This window comes from Reinekea thalattae (assembly GCF_008041945.1).
Lineage (GTDB): Bacteria > Pseudomonadota > Gammaproteobacteria > Pseudomonadales > Natronospirillaceae > Reinekea > Reinekea thalattae.
The window spans coordinates 2,131,212-2,153,835 of sequence record NZ_VKAD01000001.1 but is presented as its reverse complement, the minus strand read 5'-3'; the positions used below and the strand labels follow the sequence as shown (position 1 = coordinate 2,153,835).

26 protein-coding genes and 1 other RNA gene are annotated in these 22,624 nt (G+C 46.2%); 7 read left to right on the top strand and 20 right to left on the bottom strand.

Going from position 1 to position 22,624, the window contains the following annotated elements; translation table 11 throughout:
- Positions 1–185 precede the first annotated feature (185 nt).
- Entirely contained in the window at positions 186–395 is a 210-nt protein-coding gene (gene rpoZ, locus FME95_RS09875) for a DNA-directed RNA polymerase subunit omega (RefSeq protein WP_147714215.1), read from the bottom strand.
- Between the two features lie 70 nt (positions 396–465).
- On the bottom strand, positions 466–1,092 hold the full coding sequence (gene gmk / locus FME95_RS09870) for a guanylate kinase (protein WP_147714214.1): 627 nt from the start codon (positions 1,090–1,092) through the stop codon (positions 466–468).
- A gap of 323 nt (positions 1,093–1,415) precedes the next feature.
- On the opposite strand from gmk, the gene FME95_RS09865 reads away from it, so the two are divergent.
- A complete protein-coding gene (locus tag FME95_RS09865) occupies positions 1,416–2,777 on the top strand; it encodes an MATE family efflux transporter (RefSeq protein WP_147714213.1) in 1,362 nt (453 codons plus the stop codon).
- Between the two features lie 58 nt (positions 2,778–2,835).
- Here the strand turns inward: FME95_RS09865 and FME95_RS09860 are convergent, their stop codons facing one another.
- From FME95_RS09860 to FME95_RS09825, 8 genes are all read right to left on the bottom strand, one after another.
- On the bottom strand, positions 2,836–3,690 hold the full coding sequence (locus tag FME95_RS09860) for a metal ABC transporter permease (RefSeq protein ID WP_246109348.1): 855 nt from the start codon (positions 3,688–3,690) through the stop codon (positions 2,836–2,838).
- Positions 3,687–4,586 (bottom strand): metal ABC transporter permease, encoded by a 900-nt coding sequence (locus FME95_RS09855; RefSeq protein WP_147714212.1) that lies wholly within the window; start codon positions 4,584–4,586, stop codon positions 3,687–3,689. The genes FME95_RS09860 and FME95_RS09855 overlap by 4 nt, the downstream gene beginning before the upstream one ends.
- 9 nt (positions 4,587–4,595) lie before the next feature.
- A complete protein-coding gene (locus tag FME95_RS09850) occupies positions 4,596–5,480 on the bottom strand; it encodes a metal ABC transporter ATP-binding protein (protein WP_147714211.1) in 885 nt (294 codons plus the stop codon).
- A complete protein-coding gene (locus FME95_RS09845; RefSeq protein WP_147714210.1) occupies positions 5,480–6,364 on the bottom strand; it encodes a metal ABC transporter substrate-binding protein in 885 nt (294 codons plus the stop codon). Before FME95_RS09845 ends, FME95_RS09850 begins: the two co-directional genes overlap by 1 nt.
- A gap of 287 nt (positions 6,365–6,651) precedes the next feature.
- Complete coding sequence (locus FME95_RS09840) at positions 6,652–7,803, bottom strand: cytochrome-c peroxidase (protein ID WP_147714209.1); 1,152 nt, start codon at positions 7,801–7,803, stop codon at positions 6,652–6,654.
- A gap of 201 nt (positions 7,804–8,004) precedes the next feature.
- Positions 8,005–8,868 (bottom strand): YicC/YloC family endoribonuclease, encoded by an 864-nt coding sequence (locus FME95_RS09835; protein ID WP_147714208.1) that lies wholly within the window; start codon positions 8,866–8,868, stop codon positions 8,005–8,007.
- A 71-nt stretch (positions 8,869–8,939) separates the two neighbouring features.
- A complete protein-coding gene (rph, locus tag FME95_RS09830; protein ID WP_147714207.1) occupies positions 8,940–9,656 on the bottom strand; it encodes a ribonuclease PH in 717 nt (238 codons plus the stop codon).
- Positions 9,657–9,745: 89 nt separating this feature from the next.
- Entirely contained in the window at positions 9,746–11,233 is a 1,488-nt protein-coding gene (locus tag FME95_RS09825; protein WP_147714206.1) for a hypothetical protein, read from the bottom strand.
- 149 nt (positions 11,234–11,382) lie between these two features.
- On the opposite strand from FME95_RS09825, the gene prlC reads away from it, so the two are divergent.
- On the top strand, positions 11,383–13,431 hold the full coding sequence (gene prlC, locus FME95_RS09820; RefSeq protein WP_147714205.1) for an oligopeptidase A: 2,049 nt from the start codon (positions 11,383–11,385) through the stop codon (positions 13,429–13,431).
- 131 nt (positions 13,432–13,562) lie between these two features.
- On the opposite strand, the gene pepP is transcribed toward prlC, so the two are convergent.
- Both pepP and FME95_RS09810 read right to left on the bottom strand, forming a co-directional pair.
- Positions 13,563–14,885 (bottom strand): Xaa-Pro aminopeptidase, encoded by a 1,323-nt coding sequence (pepP, locus tag FME95_RS09815; protein ID WP_147714204.1) that lies wholly within the window; start codon positions 14,883–14,885, stop codon positions 13,563–13,565.
- Positions 14,886–14,946: 61 nt separating this feature from the next.
- Complete coding sequence (locus FME95_RS09810; RefSeq protein ID WP_147714203.1) at positions 14,947–15,537, bottom strand: UPF0149 family protein; 591 nt, start codon at positions 15,535–15,537, stop codon at positions 14,947–14,949.
- Between the two features lie 226 nt (positions 15,538–15,763).
- Here FME95_RS09810 and FME95_RS09805 point away from each other — a divergent pair, with 226 nt between their 5' ends.
- From FME95_RS09805 to FME95_RS09790, 4 genes are all read left to right on the top strand, one after another.
- Positions 15,764–15,976, top strand: a complete 213-nt coding sequence (locus FME95_RS09805; RefSeq protein WP_147714202.1) for a TIGR02449 family protein — start codon at positions 15,764–15,766, stop codon at positions 15,974–15,976.
- A complete protein-coding gene (locus tag FME95_RS09800; RefSeq protein ID WP_147714201.1) occupies positions 15,969–16,301 on the top strand; it encodes a cell division protein ZapA in 333 nt (110 codons plus the stop codon). Before FME95_RS09805 ends, FME95_RS09800 begins: the two co-directional genes overlap by 8 nt.
- 78 nt (positions 16,302–16,379) lie before the next feature.
- Positions 16,380–16,558, top strand: a non-coding RNA gene (gene ssrS / locus FME95_RS09795) — 6S RNA.
- A 54-nt stretch (positions 16,559–16,612) separates the two neighbouring features.
- Positions 16,613–17,194: a 5-formyltetrahydrofolate cyclo-ligase gene (locus tag FME95_RS09790; RefSeq protein WP_147714200.1), complete on the top strand. Its 582-nt coding sequence runs from the start codon at positions 16,613–16,615 to the stop codon at positions 17,192–17,194.
- A 588-nt stretch (positions 17,195–17,782) separates the two neighbouring features.
- Here the strand turns inward: FME95_RS09790 and FME95_RS09785 are convergent.
- Entirely contained in the window at positions 17,783–18,286 is a 504-nt protein-coding gene (locus tag FME95_RS09785; RefSeq protein ID WP_147714199.1) for a copper chaperone PCu(A)C, read from the bottom strand.
- A 243-nt stretch (positions 18,287–18,529) separates the two neighbouring features.
- Here FME95_RS09785 and FME95_RS09780 point away from each other — a divergent pair, with 243 nt between their 5' ends.
- Positions 18,530–18,973, top strand: a complete 444-nt coding sequence (locus tag FME95_RS09780) for a YaiI/YqxD family protein (RefSeq protein ID WP_147714198.1) — start codon at positions 18,530–18,532, stop codon at positions 18,971–18,973.
- 101 nt (positions 18,974–19,074) lie between these two features.
- On the opposite strand, the gene FME95_RS09775 is transcribed toward FME95_RS09780, so the two are convergent.
- From FME95_RS09775 to FME95_RS09745, 7 genes are all read right to left on the bottom strand, one after another.
- A complete protein-coding gene (locus tag FME95_RS09775; protein ID WP_147714197.1) occupies positions 19,075–19,416 on the bottom strand; it encodes a HopJ type III effector protein in 342 nt (113 codons plus the stop codon).
- Positions 19,417–19,525: 109 nt separating this feature from the next.
- Entirely contained in the window at positions 19,526–20,338 is an 813-nt protein-coding gene (aroE, locus tag FME95_RS09770) for a shikimate dehydrogenase (RefSeq protein WP_147714196.1), read from the bottom strand.
- Positions 20,339–20,436: 98 nt separating this feature from the next.
- The gene (gene tatC / locus FME95_RS09765) at positions 20,437–21,183 is read right to left on the bottom strand and encodes a twin-arginine translocase subunit TatC (RefSeq protein WP_246109347.1); all 747 of its coding nucleotides are present in this window, start codon (positions 21,181–21,183) and stop codon (positions 20,437–20,439) included.
- A complete protein-coding gene (gene tatB / locus FME95_RS09760) occupies positions 21,170–21,526 on the bottom strand; it encodes a Sec-independent protein translocase protein TatB (protein WP_147714195.1) in 357 nt (118 codons plus the stop codon). The genes tatC and tatB overlap by 14 nt, the downstream gene beginning before the upstream one ends.
- Before the next feature lie 24 nt (positions 21,527–21,550).
- Positions 21,551–21,781, bottom strand: coding sequence for a twin-arginine translocase TatA/TatE family subunit (gene tatA, locus FME95_RS09755; RefSeq protein ID WP_147714194.1), 231 nt, complete (start codon positions 21,779–21,781; stop codon positions 21,551–21,553).
- A gap of 102 nt (positions 21,782–21,883) precedes the next feature.
- On the bottom strand, positions 21,884–22,243 hold the full coding sequence (locus FME95_RS09750) for a histidine triad nucleotide-binding protein (RefSeq protein WP_147714193.1): 360 nt from the start codon (positions 22,241–22,243) through the stop codon (positions 21,884–21,886).
- A gap of 16 nt (positions 22,244–22,259) precedes the next feature.
- Positions 22,260–22,589 (bottom strand): phosphoribosyl-ATP diphosphatase, encoded by a 330-nt coding sequence (locus FME95_RS09745; RefSeq protein ID WP_147714192.1) that lies wholly within the window; start codon positions 22,587–22,589, stop codon positions 22,260–22,262.
- Positions 22,590–22,624 lie beyond the last annotated feature (35 nt).

Sequence of the window (22,624 nt, the reverse complement as noted above, 5' to 3'; positions counted from 1 at the left end):
CGTGTGGTGGAAGAAAGGCGCTTAACCTTAGGGTTAAAGCATCGTTTATAATATATCTGATCACTTCTATAGTGTATTAGATCACTTTTAAACGGCAATAAAAAACCGGACATTAGTCCGGTTCTTTATCATTTATAAGCGTTGTTTACGGTTTACTAACAACGACAAACAAACTGAGTAATGGCTTACTCTTCGGTTTCTTCTAAGATTGAGGCGTTAACCTTACCTTCAGCAATTTCGCGTAAAGCAATGACCGTTGGCTTGTCATTGTCTTCTTCTACCATCAGGTCTGCGCCATCGTTGGCAATCTGGCGGGCGCGCTTACTGGCGACCATGATTAACTCAAAACGGTTATCTACCTTATCCAGACAATCTTCAACTGTTACGCGTGCCATGGTGCTCTCCTATGTGCCAATTTTGCAAGGCGTGCAATTGTACGCAAATCGTTCACTTAAGCAAACATTATCAGCTCAGAAGCTTACTAATCAACGCATCGTGGCGCTGTTTTTGTTGCTCTGTCACCGTTCGGTTGGCGACAAAGATAGTGCACAGCTCATCGAGCGCCTTGTAGAAGTCATCATTGATGATTAAGTAATCGAACTCTTCGTAGTGCGACATATCTGATACTGCATCACGCATACGCCGAGCGATCACCTCTTTACTGTCTTGCTGGCGCTTTTCTAAGCGCTCTTGCAACGCCTCTTTAGACGGCGGCAATATAAAGATGCTCTTACAGTTTGGCATAAGATGCCTAACTTGCTGCGCACCTTGCCAGTCAATTTCGAGCAGCACATCGTGACCTAAGTCGAGCTGATTTTGGACATATTTTTGCGACGTGCCATAGTAATGATCAAACACCTTGGCATGCTCTAAAAACTCGGCATCATCGGCCCGAGCAATAAACTCTTCAGCACTAATAAAATGGTAATGCTCGCCATCGTTTTCACCTGGGCGCATTGGCCGGGTAGTATGCGAAATCGAGAGATAAACAAAGGGTAAGCGTTTTATTAGCGCATTGACCAGGCTGCTCTTGCCAGCACCACTGGGTGCCGCAACAATATACAGGGTACCTGGAACAATCGAGTTAGACATAAAATAACCAAACATATGCAATAAAGAGCGCGGTATAATAGCAAGAGCGCCAAGAAAGTCATGCTTAGCGGACTGATTTATTGCCATCATATTGGACGATAAATAGGGTTGAACTCGATCTGCCCGTCTAGAATAAGCAATAACAGAATGTCGCAATAATAACGCCTGATAAAATCAGCGATCTAATAAGACAACTAACACCGCCTGCCCATTACTTTTGAGCAGCCATAACAATCGATAACGCAACAATAGCGCGCGGCGTTAAACCATTTTCTGGGTTTAATGTACGCGGCTTTACAGTGCTAGCGCTTTTAGGAGCCACCTTGCCACACGCATCTAACTTAAGTCAGCGAATGAATATTCGCACCATTGTCTGGCCAATCTTTATTGAAACGCTGTTACGCATGAGCATTATGACCATCGATGTCACCATGGTCGCACAGTATTCACAAGAAGCCGTTGCCGCAATCGGGCTAACGGGGCAATTTGTTGTCTTTATGATCTTAAGCTTTTTAGTCGTGGCCTCCGGCAGCGCTATTTTGATTGGCCAACACCTAGGTGCCAAACAACCCGACGAAGCGCAAGCCTATTCTGAAGCGGGCATTCTGCTGATGCTCATTTTTTCGGTGATGGTTGGCGTGCTGTTCTTCTTTGCCAGCGGTCCTATTGTTGGGCTCTACAATATGGCGCCAGTACCTCAGGCTTACGCTCAAGGCTACTTATTGATTGTCGGCAGCTTGTCGATTGGTATGGCACTGAGCATTGGTTTTGCGACCATTTTGCGGGCCTATGGCTTTAGTAAATCACCCATGGTCATTCAATTACTGTCTGGCCTACTCAACGCTGTCGGTAACTTTATCGCGTTGTTTGGGCCATTTGGTATTCCTGTTACTGGCGTTGCCGGTGTTGCCATTGCCACGGTGGCAAGCCAACTGTTTTCTGCGGTCGTCTCGTACGGTCTCATTCGTCATCACAAAGTTCCTTTTGCTATTAGTCGGCTATTTAAAACACAGCGTAAACGTCTAAAGGCGATTTTAAAGCTCGGCTTACCCAATGCAGGCGAAGGGCTTTCTTATAATTTGGCACAAGTCACCATCATGTTTTTTATTGCTCAACTGGGAACCGCCGCACTTGCCGCAGCAACCATTACGCAAACGCTAGAGCGAGTGATTTTTGCTTTTGCCATGGCGATGGGTAACGGCTCGCAGATTTTAGCCTCTTACATGGTCGGCCAAAATCGCAAAGAAGAGCTGCAACGCAATGTCAATCACTACTGGATATCAGGGGTGATCATTTCCTTTTTAATGACCGGCCTGATGTACTCTCTACGCACGCCATTGGCTGGATTCTTTACCAATGACCCGAACACCCAACGACTTATCGCGCACTTACTGGTTGTGGCATTTTTCTTAGAAACCGGCCGAGCGGTTAACCTGATTGTCATTAATACTTTAAAAGGCACCGGCGACGTCGTGTTCCCAGTACAGATCGGCATTGTCAGCATGTGGGGGATCGGCGTCGTTCTCGCTTATTTCTTAGGCTTGCATTGGAGTCTAGGTTTGGTTGGCGTTTGGATTGCTGTCAGCCTAGATGAGTGGACGCGCGCCATTATCGTTATTATTCGATGGCAACGAGGCAGCTGGAAAAACAAATCCCGAGTTTCTGTGCTTCATTCAGCTGAATAACATTCAGCAACGCAACAGCAACAAGGGCAAAGCTAACACAGGAATTAAAAAAGGTGGCCTAAGCCACCTTAGCGTAACGTGTCACCCAAGCATTCTGTAAGGTTTTATAGCTCAGCGCGACAATAAAGATTAACGCCTGACATAAAATAATACAGGCACTGGTTGAGGCGTCTAAATGGTAGCTGGTCACGGCTCCCATCAGAGTCGATAAACAAGAAGCACTGATGGCGATCGTCAACATATAAGAAAATCGTTTAGTAACCACCAGCCCGATAATGCCCGGCCCCACCAACATAGCGATCACCATAATTGCGCCAACCACCTGCATCGCCGCAACGATCGTTAACGAAAGCATAACCAATAAAGAGTACTGCAAGAACTTAACATTCAGCCCAGAAACTTGCGCGTGTACATGATCAAAACAATAGAGCATGTATTCTTTATATTTAAGTAAAACGATAATCGACGTTACAAACGAAATCGCTAACGACTGCCACATCGCCGAACCGGTGATACCCAACATATTGCCAAATAACACATGCATAAGGTGCTGATCCGTTTCTACTTTGGTAAACATCACCAGACCTAATGCGAATATTCCGGCGAACACCACACCTAAAACTGCATCTTCTTTAAGCCGGCTGTGATCTTTGATGTAACCCGTTAATAGTGCGCAAGATAAGCCGGAAACAAATGCGCCAATCACTAATGGCACACCCACTAAACTAGCAACAACAATGCCTGGTAGTACGGCATGTGAAATCGCATCGCCCATTAATGCCCAGCCTTTGAGCACCAAAAAGCAAGACAACACCGCACAAACAAAACTGACCGATAAGCCAACGAATATTGCCCGCTGCATAAAGCCATGCTGGAGTGGTTCTGCAAACCAAGAAACGATATCTGCGATCACAATTTTTGCTCCAACGAATTTTCTGGCAAATGCGAATTGGCTTTATCGCCTAACGCAGGCTTGGTTAATTTGTTGCCCTTTATTAAGCCATATTTAGGCGAGCAAATAAGTGCAATGGCAAATACCGCCGTTTGCGTTAAGACGATCAAACCGCCTGTCACGCCATCCACAAAATAACTGAGGTAAGTACCAATAAGGCTACTGAAAACACCAATAGCACAAGCCAGCACCAACATTTTTGAAAACCGATCGGTTAATAAATAAGCCGTTGCACCGGGAGTAATCACCATAGCAATCACCAAAATAGCGCCAACAGCTTGCAGTGATGCTACGACACAGGCACTCAGCACACTAAAAAAAAGTACCTTCAAGGTTTGTACTTTAAGGCCGGAAATTTTGGCTTGGTTTTCATCAAAAAACACCAACGCTAAGTCTTTCCAAAACAATAACAATAAAATTAAAGAGACGAGACAGATGCCGACAATCTGATAAAGATCGTACTGACTGATAATTAAAATATTCCCCAAGATCACCGCATTAATATTTATCGATGTGGGGTTCAGAGAAATAATGAGCATGCCCGCGGCAAAAAAGGTAGTAAAGACAAAGCCGATAATGGCATCTTCTCGCAAGCTGGAGAGTTTACGAATAACCGCAATGCTCATGGACGCTAAAAAACCCGCAAAAAAAGCGCCGATAGAAAAAGGCAAACCCAACGCATAAGCACCCGCGACACCCGGAACAACCGAGTGCGATAACGCATCGCCAATTAATGACCAGCCTTTGAGCACCAAAAAAGCCGATAAGAATGCACACACGCAGCCAATAAGCGCACTGGCAAACAGTGCGTTTCGCATGTATTCATAATTTAAAGGCTCGATAAGAACATCTAACATATGGCCACCCTATTTTGATTCTGTCACGACGGAAGAACCTTCACCAGGATCGCCATAAAACACCGCTGGTTTTTCATGATCTGAAAATATCGTCACCTGACGTCCATCATCATCCGTGTGCAACGTCGACTGAGGAATGCCGACCTGCCTTAAAACACCACCAAAAGTCGCCTTGATATTTTCTTGGTTAAACACGGCTTCAGTTGCACCAGAGTCAATAATTGTCCGATTAATAAAGATCACTTCGTTACAGTAATCTGGAACGTTACCTAAGTTATGCGTTGAGACTAAAATTAAATGCCCAGCGGCTTTTAATTCTTGCAGCAAATCCATAATGACATTTTCAGTATTGAAATCGACACCGGTGAAAGGTTCATCCAATAAAATGATCATGCTTTTTTGCGCCAAGGCTCGAGCCAAAAACACTCGTTTTTTCTGACCGCCTGAAAGCTCACCGATCTGGCGATCTTTAAGATGGTCGACACCTAATCGCTGCATCGCAGCTTCAACAGCCTCATGATCTTTTTTGCTCGGCCGACGTAAAAAATTCATGTAGCCAAAACGACCTTGCATGACAACTTCTTTAACGAGAACCGGAAAATCCCAATCGATATCTTCCGACTGCGGAACATAAGCCACCATGGTTTTCTTAAGCGCATCAGCAACAGAAAGTGTGGACAGGCTAATTTCACCGGAGTGGGTTTTCACCAAACCCATGATGCTTTTGAACAGCGTCGACTTGCCGCCCCCATTGATGCCCATCAAAGCACAAATGGTTCCGCCATTGAGTTCAAAACTGACATTTTCGATCGCCTTAAAGCCATTGCCATAAACAACACTGACATTCCTCGCGTGAATACAGGGCACATAGACTTCGCCGGTCTCGTTAAACATTATTGAAAACCTTTTACGATGGTTGTTGTCGTGACTGTTAATAAATCAAGATAGGTTGGTACTGGGCCATTGGCTTTAGAAAGCGAGTCGACATACAGAACGCCGCCGTATTTGGCGCCCGTTTCGCGTGCAACCTGTTGCGCCGCTTTTGGTGAGATCGTACTTTCACTAAAGACCACTGGGATTTTATTCTCGTTCACTGTATCGATCAGGCTTTTTACTTGCTGTGGCGTACCTTGCTGATCAGCATTAATCGGCCATAAATAGGCTTCCTGTAATCCATAATCATGCGCTAGGTAACTAAATGCGCCTTCGCTGGTCACTAGCCATTTTTGATCACTTGGAATTTGCTCAAACTGAGCTCGCAGCTGCGCATCTAAGGCCGAGATTTTTTCCGAGTAAGCTGCTGCATTGGCGTTATAGGTTGCCGCATTATCGGGATCATGTTCGACAAAGGCAGCACGAATATTTTCTACATACACCAGTGCATTAGAGGTCGACATCCAAGCATGCGGATTCGGCTTTCCGGTATAAGGCCCACCGTAAATAGAAATAGGCTGGATCCCTTGAGTTAAGGTCGCCGAAGGCACTTTATCCATATTGGTATAGAATTTTTCAAACCAACGCTCCAAATTCATGCCGTTCCATAGAATTAAATCGGCATCCTGAGCACGTGCAATATCTTTTGGCGTTGGCTGATAATCGTGAATCTCAGCACCTGCTCGTGTCACCGAAACCACATCGGCCGCGTCACCAGCAACATTTTGTGCCATATCTTGAATGATGGTAAAGGTCGTAACCACTTTAAGTTTATCCGCTGCATTCACTTGGCCAAGACACAATAGACCAACCAACAAAAGCAGCACTCTCTGTTTAAATTTCATATTCATCTCAGTGTGGGTTATTGTCATAATTGATAATGACTCTCATTATCGAATAATAAGACAATGCAAGAAAACCCTGCTTTTATCAAGGGTACTGGATTGTAAACATAAAAAAATGCACTGATAAGGGCACATTAGATAATTACAGTCTATTTTAACAACCAGATGGCGGCGGCAATAAGCCCAATAAATCAGATATAGCGATCTATTTTTTTAGATAACAACGACCCAATCGCCAAAACGCAGCCGAAAAGACGCCCATAGAGTAGTCATCTACGCGCCAATACCTAAGGCGCATCCTGTAATAGATGCTCATATCGCTGATCGGTAAGGGTTGCTAAAAAAGCCACAAGCGCGTCGACTTCTTTATCACTGAGGGCTGGCGCATCAAACTCTTCATCTTCGAGCGCCAGATTTTTTGCCACTTCAGGCGCTTGCCATGGCAAACCCGTTTCAGGGTTAACAGTGCGAGTACTGTTGTTGAATTTATCGTAAAACAGAATAACCGTGCGTAAATCACTAAAAACACCGTTATGCATATAAGGCGCAGTTACCGCGACATTGCGCAATGTTGGCACCTTAAATTTTCCGGCTTGGTTTTCATCATTAATTCTAGGGTGCGCCAACAAACCAGGGTCGACAAAATCAGCACCTAAGCCGTTAGCGGCGCGAACCGCATTATTCACCGGCACACCTAAATTGTGGTATTCGTAATTACTGAAGGTTTCGCCTTGGCTTGAGGGAAAGGGCTTAAGCTGATGACAGGCGTTACAATTGGTAAATTGGTCAGAGAAAAACAGCGCCTCACCTAATTGCTCTTGCTGGGTTAATTCCAGTTCACCCTTTAAATAGCGGTCGTATTTGGAGTCGAACGGAGAAAAGAAATCGGTTTTTTCAAATTCGGCAATGCTATCAGCCATAGCGGCATAAGCCTGATCGACCTCGGAGAACACATCGTCGCCATAGAGTTGCGCAAACACCTGCTGATAAAATGGGTTTTCTTGCAGCCGAGCAACAACTTCGGCTTTGTTGGCCATGCCCATTTCAATCGGATTGATCGGCGGGCCACCGGCTTGTCCGGCTAAATCACGCTCACGACCATCTAAAAATTGGCCGCCGCGAAACTCACCGGCATCGTTCAGCGTTAATACCGGAATAAAACTAGCGTATGAGGCGGTTGGTGTATTGCGGTCACCAAAAGAAGTACCGTCATCGCCAAGCGACACCATGCCATTAAGAAGGCTTTCTCGGTTATCAATAAAACCATGTTCTGGGTTATGGCAGGTCGCGCAGGACTGAGTGCGGTTTTTCGATAAATTAACATCGAAATATAACACCTGACCCAATTGCGCCTTAGTCAAACTCACAGGTTCATCGGCCTGCACCGCAACTAGGGGCAACAACAAACACAACGCTAGAACACGCCAAGAATAAGACAAGCTTCACCCCCAAATTGAAAACAACGCAGCAATTCTAATTCTACAGTACCGCTCTACCGCGCCAATCAAGCAGCTACAGTATCAGAGCACCTGATAATTATTCACATTTATCAGCACTATGCACCTGATTAGCGTCAAACAGAAGGCGAAGGATCATGTAAACAGGCAAGCTAATTTGAAAAGGTGATCTATGCTCTTAACCTACTCAATATTCTGCACTTGCTCGCGCATCTGTTCGATCAGCACTTTAAGCTGGACGGCATTACGAGTAATGCTTTCTTTGGTGCTTTTAGAACCGAGTGTGTTGGCTTCGCGGTTAAACTCTTGCATTAAAAAGTCGAGCTTGCGGCCAACCGCGCCCTTTTGTTTAAGAATGGTGCGGCATTCTTTTACGTGACCGTCGAGCCGGTCGAGTTCTTCGGCGACGTCAGCTTTTTGCGCTAACAATACGACTTCCTGTTCTAACCGTTCGGGGTTTAATTCGACACCTAAGTTGAATGCTTTTTCTTTTAAATTGTTGCGGAAACTCTGCACCCATTCTGGTACTTCTAGGCGAATGGCTTGCACGATGTCGGCAATGTCTACCAAGCGATCTTCAATGGCTTGCGCCAGTACAGCGCCTTCTCGTTCTCGACCGGCGAGGAAGTCATCCAATGCATTGCTGAACAGTTTGGTCATTTCTGCCTGCACTTGCTCGGTATCAATTTCGTTACTGATCAAAATACCGGGGTATTGCAGTAGTTCTACCAAATTAATCGGCGCGGCGTTATCAACGCTCTCGCTTAAAGTTTGCAAGGCACCGGTGACTGCCGCTAGTCGAGCGGAATCAACGCCCAGCGATTGCTCATCGTTATTGGCGTAAAACTTAGCATTAACCTCTAGCTTGCCGCGCTTAACCTGCTTTTTTAACAGCTCACGCAACTTCATTTCGATCGGTCGCAGTGTTTCTGGTAAACGAAAGCTCGGTTCTAGATAACGCTGATTGACCGATTTAATTTCGACCGACAGCGTGCCGAAATCAAAACTTTGTTCTTTGCGGGCAAAGGCGGTCATGCTGTAGGTCATTGCGGCTTCCTGTTTACTTAGCAGTTGCTGGGCAGTTTCTTGATGATAAATCGTAACCTGATGGCTTGAGTTTATTGCGCTAAGGCTTGCTGCTGTAGCTCGCACAGCTCGCGTACGCCTTTATCGGCCAAGGCAAGCATGGCGGTTAGCTGATCTGGTGCAAACGGTTCGCCTTCGGCAGTGCCCTGAATTTCTACAAAGCCACCGGTGCCGGTCATAACAACATTGAGGTCAGTTTCGGCGGTGCTATCTTCGGCGTAATCTAAATCCAATACTGGGGTGTCGTTCCAGATACCAACCGAGACGGCGGCGATAGGATGCTTGATCGGGTTCTTTTTGATGCTGCCTTCGGCCAACAGCTTGTTAATGGCATCGGCGAGTGCAACGTAGGCACCGGTGATTGAAGCAGTGCGTGTGCCGCCATCGGCCTGAATCACATCGCAATCTAAGGTGATGGTGTATTCGCCCAACAATTCCATATTTAGCGCGGCACGTAACGAGCGACCAATTAGACGGCCAATCTCAACCGTACGGCCGGTTTGTTTGCCACGTGCGGCTTCTCGGTTATTACGGCTGCCCGTTGCACGCGGCAACATGCCATATTCTGCGGTCACCCAGCCTTTGCCTTCGCCTTTCATGAAGCGAGGTACGCCCTGCTCGACACTGGCGGTGCAAATCACCTTGGTATCACCAAAGCTGACTAAGACTGAGCCTTCTGCATGTTTGGTGAAAGATCGTTCAATGGTGATCTGGCGTAATTGGTCATTGCTTCGGCCGCTTGGTCGCATATGGGTACCTATCCTAATTCGTCACTGTATTTACGTTGGCGGCGATTATATAGAGTGCTCCGCAAGCTGTTAACCATTACCTTTTTTATTTAACTAAGGCAGCCAGGCTCATTGTCGATCTGTAACCAGCGGTAGCTATAGCCAGCAAGGTCCCGCCACTGAGCCAATGGCTGCCACGGCAACCGTTCGGGATTGTGCCAATCAAGTGTTTCAGCAGGCTGCCCTTCCAATAACACCTGACGGCTTTCTAGACTCGGCGATGTCACATCGATAAAGCGACCATCGTGCGCTTGCGGTACACCAACAGTAATCGCATGGCGCGATAAATTAACCACCACCATCGACATCACACCCGGCTTGCTCGGATGGCAATGAGCCGCAGCGCGCACAACGCCGTCGTTATTAATCAGCCGGTAACCCTGAGCACCCATGTTTTGTCGCCATAACAGGCTGGCCCAGTAATCTGGGTTTGGTGAATAACCCTCAAAGTAACGCAGCAAGGCATAATCGCCGCCGACTAAACTTTGCCGAATCACAGTTTTGTTTCCCGATTGCGCAGCGGTTGCCAAATGCGAAAGCCACCATAACGAAGCACCAAAACGATCGGTTAATTCGGCTTTACCGCCGCACTGAGCTGGCCCAGTTTCACCCAACCATTTAATAGAGTCAGGACTGTAAAGCTGCAACCAGATGCTGACTTTTATGCTGTGTTTACGGAATTCATCCAAGGCTTCAACATCTAGCAAACCCTCCCAATCGGCGTTTTCCGTTTTTACACCACAACGACTCGATTGCGTTGGATAATAGTGCCAAGTAAAAATATCTGGATTAGCGCCAGCCTTTAAAAAGTCTTTTGATGAGCCAAAAATCTGCTTTAGCGGCTCACCCAAACTTGGCCAAAAGGCATTGGCAGGTCCGGCAAGTTCAATACCCTGAACATACGCCAACGCACGAGCGTGACGATATTCATCCGCCAGCTGCTCGAAACTAATTTGATGTTTACGGCCAAAAATAACCCAATGCGCGCCGGGCTCGTTACCAAACTCCAACGCACCGCGATAATCGTCTGGTAGCCAATTCAATAAACGCAAAAATTGCTCTGGCTGCCAATGTTCATCTTGCCGCGTGCGCGGTCCAGCATTAGCCGTTATAAAGGGTTTGGCGGAGACGAAATCAGAAAATTGTAAGAACTGCTCTAACTGAGTTCGGGTGAGCAGCGGTGCTTGTTCAGCAAGATCCGTATCTTCATACAGCCACAGCTTATCGGCTTCGGTACCGCCTAAACGCAACCAAGCCGGTGCCAATAATTGAGTCCAGTAACCTAATTGAGTATTGGTTAAATCCAACGGTCTGGGTGGAGAGTCTGACCCTTGCCACCATTCGCCGTCGGTTAGCATCGCCGCATCGATCGCGACACCCAGAAAACTCTCGCTTACCTGATAGCCTTCGGGTAACCAACCAAGCGTGACATAGCCGATCTCATCACCACGGCCAGAAAACAACCACCAGATCAAAACAACCGCTTGCAACAACAGCGTAATTGGGTGAGTCAGCTTTGAGGATATATTTTTAATCATGTTATTTCTTTTCAGAAAACTGAATAATGGTGCTTAGGTGATGAACATTTTATGACAGCTCACTTGTAGTCAGAGCAGCTGACCCCATTGAAATTCGATACCCTTTCACAGCGCCCTACTTACGTTGAGCACAAACCCAAGGAGCCAACATGACAACCACCAATCCGCTACTAGAAGATTTTGAGCTGCCGCCATTCGAGCAGTTTTCTGCCGAACAAATTGAACCGGCCATGACTCAGCTGATTGAAGATGGCAAACAAACCATTGAACAGCTGTTAGCCAATAGCGAACCGGCAACTTGGCAAAACTTTATCGAGCCGCTTGACCAACAAGAGCGTCGCATGGATAACGCATGGGCTTTATTTAGTCACCTCAGTAATGTTAAAGATTCGCCTGAACTGCGCGATGCTTACGGCAAAGCATTGGCGATGGTGACTGAATATTCGACATGGCTTGGGCAACACGCTGGGCTTTTTAAGGCTTATAAAAGCATAGAACAAAGCGAACAATTCGCAGACTTATCGATCGCACAACAAGAGACTATCCGTCAGGCGTTACTCGATTTTCGCTTGAGCGGTATTGATCTGCCAGCAGAGAAACAACAGCAGTACGCGCAATTGAAAACCGAACTTGCCAAGCTCAGCCAAACCTATTCTGAGCAGTTACTCGATGCTACTCAAAGCTGGACGCGACCAGTCGATGATGTTGCCGAGCTTGCAGGTCTGCCACAAACAGCTCTCGACACCCTAGCGCAATACGCCAAACAAAAAGACCAAACCGGCTGGCTAATTACCTTGGAAATGCCATCGGTTATCCCAGTGCTTACCTACGCTGACAACCGAGAATTACGAGAAGAAGTCTACCGAGCTAACGTCAGTAAGGCATCTGACCTTGGCCCAGATGCCGGTAAGTTCGATAACGGCCCAGTGATGACCGAGATTCTACAGAAGCGCCAACAGGTTGCTGAGCTACTCGGCTACAACAGCCATGCCGATGTTTCTTTGGCGACGAAAATGGCCCAAAGCCCAACTCAAGTAATCGAATTTTTACAGCAGCTGGCCGACAAAGCCGTGCCACAAGCAAAGCAAGAATTTGAGCAGCTGGCAGCCTTTGCCAAAAACGAACTTGGCATTAACGAGCTGCAACCTTGGGATGTCAGTTACGCATCAGAAAAGCTCAAGCAAAAAACCTACAGCATTTCACAAGAAGAGCTGCGCGCTTACTTCCCGGCTTCAAAAGCATTGGTAGGTTTGTTTGAAACCACCACTCGCCTGTTCAATGTTACTTTTGAACCTGCCGAAGAATTTGAAAGCTACCACCCGGATGTCAGCCTGCATAACGTTTATGAAAACGGTAAATTGATCGCTCGTTTTTATCTCGATTTATACGCTCGCGAAGGCAAACGTGGCGGTGCTTGGATGGACGACTGTCGCGTTCGCATGCAGTTAGATGAAGACAACACTCAGCTGCCCGTTGCCTATTTAACCTGTAACTTTACGGCACCGGTCGATGGTAAACCTTCGCTGCTAACGCACGATGAAGTCACCACCCTGTTCCACGAATTCGGTCATGGTCTGCACCATATGCTGACGCGTATTAACGTTAAGTCGGTGTCTGGTATTAACGGCGTCGCTTGGGATGCTGTCGAATTACCAAGCCAATTTATGGAAAACTGGTGCTGGCAAGAAGAGGCGCTGGCGTTTATTTCTGGCCATGTTGAGACGCGAGAAAAACTGCCCAAAGACATGCTCGAAAAACTACTGGCGGCGAAAAACTTCCAAAGTGCTATGGCAACGGTTCGTCAACTGGAGTTTTCGATGTTCGACATGCTGCTGCATATGAAAACCGATGGCTTCTCAGTAGACGATATCCAGTCGTTATTAAATGAAGTACGCAGTCAGGTTTCGGTTGTTCCGGCCATTGCTGAAAATCGCTTCCAAAACGGTTTCGCCCATATTTTTGCTGGCGGTTATGCCGCAGGCTATTACAGCTATAAATGGGCCGAAGTGTTAAGTGCAGATGCGTTCAGCCGGTTCGAAGAGGAAGGTATTTTCAACGAAACGGCCGGCCTCGATTTTCGTAACATCGTGCTGGCTAATGGCGGCAGCGTACCTGCAGCTGAGCTGTTCGAAAAATTCCGTGGTCGCGAGCCTAGCGTTGAGCCACTGTTGCGCCACAACGGCATAGCTGCAGCATAGAATACAGGCTTGATGATTTAGTCAATCCAGATACAAAAATACCCTGCAATGCAGGGTATTTTTTACGCTACTATTTTTATACCAATAACTATCGCTCTTTTTCGAACCCGTTCCCGCAGCTCGGTAGCGTGCTAGTTTGAGGCTTGCATTAACGCTTCAATGTCGTCTGGGTCTTTAACCACATCTTTGGTCAAAATCTCACAGCCGGTTTTTGTGACCACTATGTCGTCTTCAATACGCACACCAATACCGCGCCACTTTGCATCGACATCCATATTATCTGGTGAAATATAAAGCCCCGGCTCAATGGTTAACACCATACCCGGTTCTAACACTCGCCATTGACCACCAACTTTGTAATCGCCAACGTCATGCACATCCATGCCCATCCAGTGGCCGGTGCGGTGCATAAAGAACTCTTTATAGTCTTCATTTTCTATCAGCTGATCAACATCACCCGTTAACAAGCCTAGCTCGACTAAACCTTCGGTTAAAACCCGCACTGTTAACTCATGTGGTTCATTCCAATGCACACCTTCTTTGATCATTGCAATCGCGGCATATTCTGCCTTTAACACCAACTCATAAATGGCACGCTGTTCCGGACTAAATCGACCGTTCACTGGGAAGGTTCGGGTAATGTCTGAGGCATAATAAGAAAGCTCGCCACCGGCATCGATCAACACCAAGTCACCGTCTTTTAACGGTTGATTGTTTTCGACGTAATGCAGCACACAGGCGTTTTTGCCACCACCAACAATAGGAGAATAAGCCGGACGCATACTGCCATCCATCATGCAGCTGTGTTCTATTTCAGCCTGCAATTGATATTCAAACATGCCTGGCTTACATGACTGCATAGCACGCGTATGCGCTTTGGCACTCATCTTTGCGGCATCTGCCATGATCGCTAATTCTTGTTCCGACTTATAAAGTCGCATGTCGTGCAACATGTGCGCGATATCGGAAAACTCTTCTGGCGGCACAGCACCTTGGCGAACCTTGGCGCGAATTTGATTGATCCAGTCCATCAGCATCTGATCAAAACCCGCATCGACACCCATATGCGAATAGACTCGACTCTTGCCTTCAATAAGGCCCGGCAAAATGTCGTCGATGTCATCCAACGGAAAAGCATCATCGGCATTAAAATCTTTAACCGCACCTTCTGGACCGGCTCGATAGCCGTCCCAAATTTCGCGCTCTTTATCTTTATCGCGAACAAATAAAATATATTCGCCTTGCTCACGACCCGGCATGATGACACACAATGCATCCGGCTCATCAAAGCCAGTTAGATACATAAAGTCGCTGTTTTGGCGAAACGGATAATGCACATCGTTATTACGAATGCTTTCGGTCGCTGAAGGAACAATGGCGATGCTGTTGGCATCCATACGTTCCATTAGGCTGGCGCGCCGTTCTTTGTATTCGGCTTGAGTGATGGTTTTCATGCTAACTCCTACTCTATTAACTAACGATACCTTAATTCACGCTATCTGAATCGACGGTATATTAATGCACTGTGTCGTCGTTTTCGGTTGCTTCGGGCGGTTCGTTGTATTCTAAGAACACCGTAATGACACCCAATCGAACATGCTCAGCAATCGCCAAGTAGTCTTCTTCGGCGCCTTCAAATTCGACATCCTGTTCAGCATCGACCTGTGCGATCTCTGAAAAATCTTCCAAAATTTCTTGTAACGTAGCAGGCAGCTCGCTCATTTCTTTGACTGTTCCGGTTGCGCCAAAGCCACCCAAGAAACTGCCAGCCCACTCACCTAACAATATCAGTCGGTCAGTAATGGGCGTGTCGTCACCGGCAATCATCAATTCAAAACCTAAACTCTCGTCTTGTAGTTGAGATTGCGTTTTAAGATAAAGGCCGTGCAAAATAGTAATGTGAGCCTGTTCAACTTCAACCGTCGGCGCGATTAAATCCAGCGCCCAATCCAACCAATCATCGATATTCATCCGCTTACCGGAGGCTAACACGCCAGCGAGCGAGCCCTGTAAGTAAGCAGGCGTTAGGCTGGAACCCATCTTTACAAAAAGTTCAGCTAAATCATCGTAGTGCAGGTTAATACCCAGCTCTTGGCTATCGGTCATGGAGTCTCCAGTAAAGCGGATCAGGTTAAAAAGAAAGCGCCATCCTACCACGCCTCGATGTCGCGACTCACGGTTTTCAATAAAAGTATTGGTAAGTCTTTTGAATACCCAAGGTTATGAGTGTAAGGTACATTTTTCTTGAGTTTTTTTGAAATGGTGACCAGAATTCAGTTGTTAAATTAACAATACTGGTCACACCAATTCGCCACTAGGGTTTGCTATTTCCATGTCGAACACCAACTTATTATCACTCGAAGCAAAGATCGAAGAGTTACTGAGAGAATTTAAGCGACTCGAGCAAGAGAACAAACTGCTTCAAGCTGAACGTGAAGCATGGAAGACCGAGCGTGCCAAATTAATTAAACAAAATGAGCTGGCGCGTTCACGAGTTGAAGCCATGATTGAGCGGTTAAAGAACATGGAGCAGCCGAATGTCTGAAAAACCTAAGACACTAAACGTCACTATTCTGGATCGTGATTACCGTGTGGCTTGCCCGGCTGGCCAAGAATCCCAGCTCACCAGCGCCGCCAATACATTAAATAATAAAATGCAGGAAATTCGCGAAACCGGTAAGGTTTTTGGTATTGAACGCATTGCCGTCATGGCGGCACTCAATCTAACTCACGAACTGTTACAGGCGCGTCCCGATAACGACAGTGAGCGTGAAACGATCAACCGACTAGTTGAAAAAATTGAACGCGCACTGCCTAAAGCAGACGACGAGTACTCAAATTTCGAGCTGGACGAAAACGATCTGTTTTAAAGCGCTGCGCTGTTAGCCTTATTTTTCATATATCGAAAGTCAAGGCTGTCTTTTGAGTTATTTTCCTTATAATTCATCTCACCCCTGGGTTATTCGCCAGCTGCGAAAAGTCCTCGAGCCTATTTTACGAATTTAGGGGATTTCTCGCGATGTTGTGTGCATGTCTGCTCCGGCAGAAAGCCTAATTCATTGCAGGAGTCACCGCCTTGAACTGTTTGGTTCAAGGTCTTCCGTAGCAGCGGTAATTTGGGGGCTTAAAGCCACTCATCAATGTATTACACTAGCCACTCGAATCCGATTGAGTGTTAGCTATGAGTCACCCTGCTGAACAAAAGCATCAACTGCGCAAATTTCTGCGCCGAACCCGTCGAAACCTAAGCGCTCAGCAACAGCAACAGGCCGCTCTCGGTATCACTCAAACACTGAAACAACAGCTCGGTAACAAACAGCAACTAAAGATTGCGCTTTACTACGCCAGCGACGGCGAAATCGACCTTTCTGACTTTATCGATTACTGCGCCTTGCGCAACATCGAGCTGTATCTGCCGGTTATTCACGCGTTGAAACCAACTCTGTGGTTTGGTCGTTACACTCCAGACACCCCTATGTATAACAATCGCTTTGGCATTCCAGAACCGGCAACTAAATTGGCGATTGAGCCTTGGCAGTTATCGATGGTGTTAATGCCTTTGGTGGGTTTCGACAGTGACGGTGGCCGATTAGGCATGGGCGGCGGGTTTTACGATCGCACCTTTGCTGGATTAAACCGATGGCCTCGTAAGCCAAAACTCATTGGTGTGGCACACGAATGCCAGAAGGTCGATAAAATCCCAACAGAATCCTGGGATCTCGCTTTAGATGGTGTCATCACCGATCAAAATAGCTATTTCTAACGGCCATAAAAAAGCTTGGATTGTTGCCAGTCCAAGCTTTTTTACGATCTATTCTTTATTTTTATGTAGCTAAGCGGGCTACGCACTATTAATACACTCAAGTTAGTAGCAACTAATTCGATTGATTAATAATAACGCCGGACGCCTGCATTTGCGATTTGCTCAACGGCTGACGGCTTTCGCTCTTTGTCATGCCTGAAAGTGTTACACCTAGCCCCAGAATCAAAACTAGTAACACAACTATATCTGGTTTACTTCGTTTCTTAATCATTAGCACACACACTTCTACTAGTTGAATTTACTCGTTAATCATTCCTTGAGTAACTCGCTCCATTTGCAACTATTATTTTGCTGAACTTTTACGTTCATTTCTGTGATCAGCCTCTACAATTTATAAGTAATCACATCACATATGCAATAGTTACTACCATTAGATCGTCACTTTATCGGAAAAGTTAAGTAAAAAATGACTTATCCGATGACAGTAATGTGACTCATCAAACATCTAGAGTCCATTTGTAAGAAATCAAACCATTTTTCCGCTCAAGTCACGCACTATTGTGCAGCTCAATTATTAGCCGATGAGCATTAATGATGCATTTGTGTTTTAGCTGCCTCATCAATCGTCTTTACCGGTAACACAACTGTCATCATACCGGCCTGCTTGAATTCTAATGTGACCTGGTAGGCTTCTCCGGAATTAAATGGCTGATACAGCCCCATAAACATCAAATGATAACTGCCAGGTTTAAACACAACCTCACCACCGGCAGGGATGACGACACCCTGTTCTTGCTCGGCCATTTTCATCACCCCATCAACCATTGATGACAGGTGCAGTTCTATTCGGCTTGCAAAGTCACCACTGGCACTGAGCAATACATCATCCTGATCCGATAGATTTTTAATACGCATAAAGCCAGCAGAAGGCGCACCTGGCGGGCTAGGCCGAGCCCAAGGTTCAACGACTTCTAGTGTTGCTGCTGAAGCCTGAAAAGCGACACTGCTGAGAAGCAGGCTAACAAACAGAGTTAACGCTCGAGGTTTCATTAAAGCGTTCATGGTGATGGTTTTTACCGTTATAGCGTTCATCGCTTTTCCTATTTTTTGTTATTCATTTTTTAATCTGTGCTGCCATGGCAGGATTAAGCATCGGCCAAGTAACCTTTATTTAAGCACTGAGACATCGATAAATAAAATTCGCCAGCAGTGCCGATACCACACTAACGCCTAGTAAGGGTTATCGGCTGAACAATTAGTAAGTCCAATTTATTGCATCAGTGGTGGTAGAATCGCAGCTTAAATTGTCAGTCTATTTTGAACAGGAGTTCTGATTTGAATATTTGGGTCGATGCCGATGCCTGCCCGGTTGTGATTAAGGACATTATTACCCGAGCGGCACAACGCAAACAGCTGATGACTACCTTTGTTGCCAATCATCGCATTAGCATTCCACCGTCGCCTTACTTGCAGTTTGTTCAGGTAGAGGCAGGCTTCGATGTCGCCGACAACCTTATTGTGGTGCGCGCATCCGAAGGCGATTTGGTGATCACTCAGGATATACCACTGGCCTCAGAAGTTATTGCTAAAGGTTGCCACGCTATTAATCCGCGTGGTGAGCGATGGACAAAAGAAAACATCGGTGCCCGCTTAAACATCCGCGATTTCATGGAAACCATGCGTTCATCCGGTGTGCAAACGGGCGGACCTCCTGCACTCAACCAAAAAGATAAAATGCACTTTGCCAATGCCTTGGATAAGATTTTAGCCAAAGCCTAATAGGCGAACACGGACAAATCACCAGACATAAAAAAACCAGCAACAATGAAGTGACCTCCAATGGCTGGTTTTTAAGAAGAATTAGCCAAAACACTAACTGGCTATTTTTTTTGCAATGCGACCTTTTCAAAGCTGACGCCTTTCCAGCCCGTATTCATAAACTGGCGAATATTTTGGTGGGCATCGCCTTCAGGGTCGGCCAACACCGATTGATAATGTTCAGCAAACAGCAACAAGGCTTGCGATTCATTTAGCCCCGCTTTGAATGCAAAGCTAAGCACCTTACAAGAGCCTTGGTTTTGTTCCGCACTGTTGTTCAAGTTGCCATTAGCAAATGCACAGGGCGTGAATTCAAACTCGGCATCGATACACGCCAAAACCTGATCAAATTTCAAATCCGAGCGGTTTGCGTATACCGCTTCTAAAAGTTCATTTAATGTCATGCTGATTAAAACTGCCTTTCATCTATTGATAAGTCGTTAAATTAAGGTAAGCCGTTAAAATGTACTGATAAATAGCTCAGCTGATTCTGAGCTGCATAGATGGACGTTATCAATCCAACAGCTGCTGACGCAGTGCTTCAATCACTGGCTTAACATCCGGCCTTACACCACGCCAAATATAAAAACTCTCCGCCGCTTGGCCCACCAACATACCTAGGCCGTCAGCACATTCTTTAACGCCCTGTTGCTTAGACCACTCTAAGAATGCGGTTGGCTTGTTACCGTAAGCCATATCGTAACAGCGACTTTGACTTGTCACGACGTCAGCAGGAATAGGCGGTAACTGCCCCGATAAACTGGCCGACGTGCCATTAATAATAAGATCAAATGGCTGATCTAATTCATCAAAGGTCGAAGGTGTCAGTGCTGGGTACTCTTCCGCAAGCTCTTCGGCTTTTTGTAACGTGCGGTTAGCAACAACTAGGCTTTCTGGGTCTTGCGCCAATAACGGCTCTAGCACGCCGCGCACAGCACCACCGGCACCTAATATTAAAATATTGGCTTTATTTAGAGTCCAACCTAGGTTGTCGAGTAGGTCATTTAATAAACCGACACCGTCGGTGGTGTCACCAAAAATACGTCCATTCGGCATTTTCTTCATGGTATTAACGGCTCGTGCCTGTTTAGCGCGATCGCTCATATCATCAACAAAATCGAAAGCATCACCCTTAAAAGGTGCGGTCACATTAAAACCACTGTAGCCCTCTTTAAAGAGTTGCCAAATACGGGTTTCAAAACTGGTGACGGGCAATTCAATGCCTTCGTATTCAATTTCCTCGCCTGTTTGCTCTGCAAACATGCGATGAATCATCGGTGACAGACTGTGTTTAATAGGATGCCCAACGACTGAATAACGATCCATACTTATCCCCTTATCCATGACCCTCTACTGCATTGCGTCTAAACTATCGAAGTCAACTCAGCAACGCTAGCTTTAAGTAGTCACCGTTAATCTTTGTATTAATCTGTACTTTTTTTCGGAATGAATCGAGACATTAATAGCCCTAATTCAAACAACGCGTACATCGGTATTGCTAAGATGCTTTGCGAAATAATATCGGGCGGCGTCAGTAACATGCCGACAACAAAGCAGCCAAGAAAAATATATGGCCGAATACTGGCCAGCTTTTTACTGGAGACTAAACCCGTACGAATAAACAAGAAAGTAGCAATTGGAATCTCAAAAGCGATACCAAAGGAAAAAAACATCTTTAAGCAGAAGTCGAGTACGTTAGATATATCCGGCATGATTTGAATGCCGCTTGGTCCAGCGTGCGTGAAAAAACCAAAAATCAGCGGTAATACAACAAAGTAAACAAACACCACGCCAGCGTAAAACAACAGCACACTGGATATAAACAGCGGCACCGCTAGCAATTTTTCACGCTGATACAAGGCTGGTGCAATAAAGCCCCAAAGCTGATGCAAAAGATACGGCATAGCAACCAACACCGACATCACTAAAGCTAATTTGAGCGGCACTAAGAAGGGCGAGGCAACGCCTGTGGCGATCAGTGCAGAGTTTTCATCCTGCGGTAAAATCGCCCTGAGTGGCTCAACTAAGATCATGTACATTTCACCGGAAAAGAAATACAGCCCGACAAAGATCACAGCAATCGCGATGATACTGCGCAGTAGCCGATCTCTTAATTCTTTTAGGTGCTCAACTAACGGCATTGAGGCTTGGTTTGGATCAGCGGCGCTCATGGATGGTTTCTGTTTCGGGTTGATGGGTAGCATCAGCTTCGGGTTGATGAATAGTTTCTGCTTCAGGTTGGTGAATCGTATTCTCGACCTGACCGTTTTGCGACAGCTTTGCGTCTAGATCAGCTTGCGACATCGGTTGCTCGTCTTCCGCTATGATTTGTTTATTCAACTCATCTATTTTGACTTCTTGCTCGATCTGGCGCTGGATACTATGAATAAAGCGACGCCCTTGGCCCACATACTTACCAACGGTGCGCGCAACGCCAGGTAAGCGTTCAGGGCCGATCACGACGACACCGATAATCGCCAATAACAGCAGCTCCATAAAGCCAACATCAAACATTCTTAAGCTCCGCTTCGCACAGGATTAGTCCTGTTTTTCTTGGTCTTTAACTTCAGAAAAATTGGCGTCTTTGCTTTTCTTTTCTAACGGCTCAGGCTCGGCCGGTTTTTCTTCTTCCTTCATGGCGGTTTTAAAGCTTTTAATTGCGCTACCGACATCACCGCCCAGCGATTTTAAGCGCTTGGTGCCAAAGATCAGAATGACGATCGCAAGAATGATCAACAACTGTATTGGAGAAATGCCACCTAAACCCATGGGTAAACCCTCTATCTGTTTGCGTTTATTCGCCGTTGAAACGACGTCTTTAGTTATCTGTTATGTCTCTACTGCCTACTATTTGCAAGCAATGATTCACCGCTAGCTATCTTCACCAGGAAAGCCCGTGTCGCCAGACTCATTAAAGCGACCCAATATATGAAAGTGCAAATGATGCACTGTTTGGCCACAAGCCTCGCCGGTGTTTGCAATGAGGCGAAAACCTTCTGCCAAGCCAGCCTGTTTAGCGATTTCTGGCGCTTTAGTGATCATAGCATGCGCATAAGCAGCGTTGGTTTCATTCAGCTCGTAAAGGTTTTTAATATGCACTTTCGGGATTACCAGCAGATGAACCGGAGCCTTAGGAGCAACATCCCAAAAGGCCAACAACATGTCATCTTCATAAACCTTTTTGCTGGGAATTTCACCGGCGATAATTTTGCAAAAAATACAATCAGACACTGCTCTCTCCTCTCGTTTACTTGCTGCGGCTGGCTTTTTCTTCCAAGCCAGACAAGCCCTCGCGCCGCGCTAGCTCGTTCATCACCTCATCAGGGCTAATGCCTAGCTGCGAAAGCATCACCAACAGATGAAACCATAAATCGGCAGTTTCATAGATAAGCGCCTCTTTGCCTTCGCCATTAGCTTTGACATTTTTCGCCGCCAATACTGTTTCAAACGACTCTTCACCAACCTTTTCTAATATCTTATCGAGCCCTTTGGCATACAAAGAGGCAACGTAGGATGCACTTGGGTCAGCGGACTTTCGTTCCTCTAATGTTTGGGCGAGTTGTTCAAATAAATCCACAGTTCTTATCCATCATTAATGATCAAATTTATTGT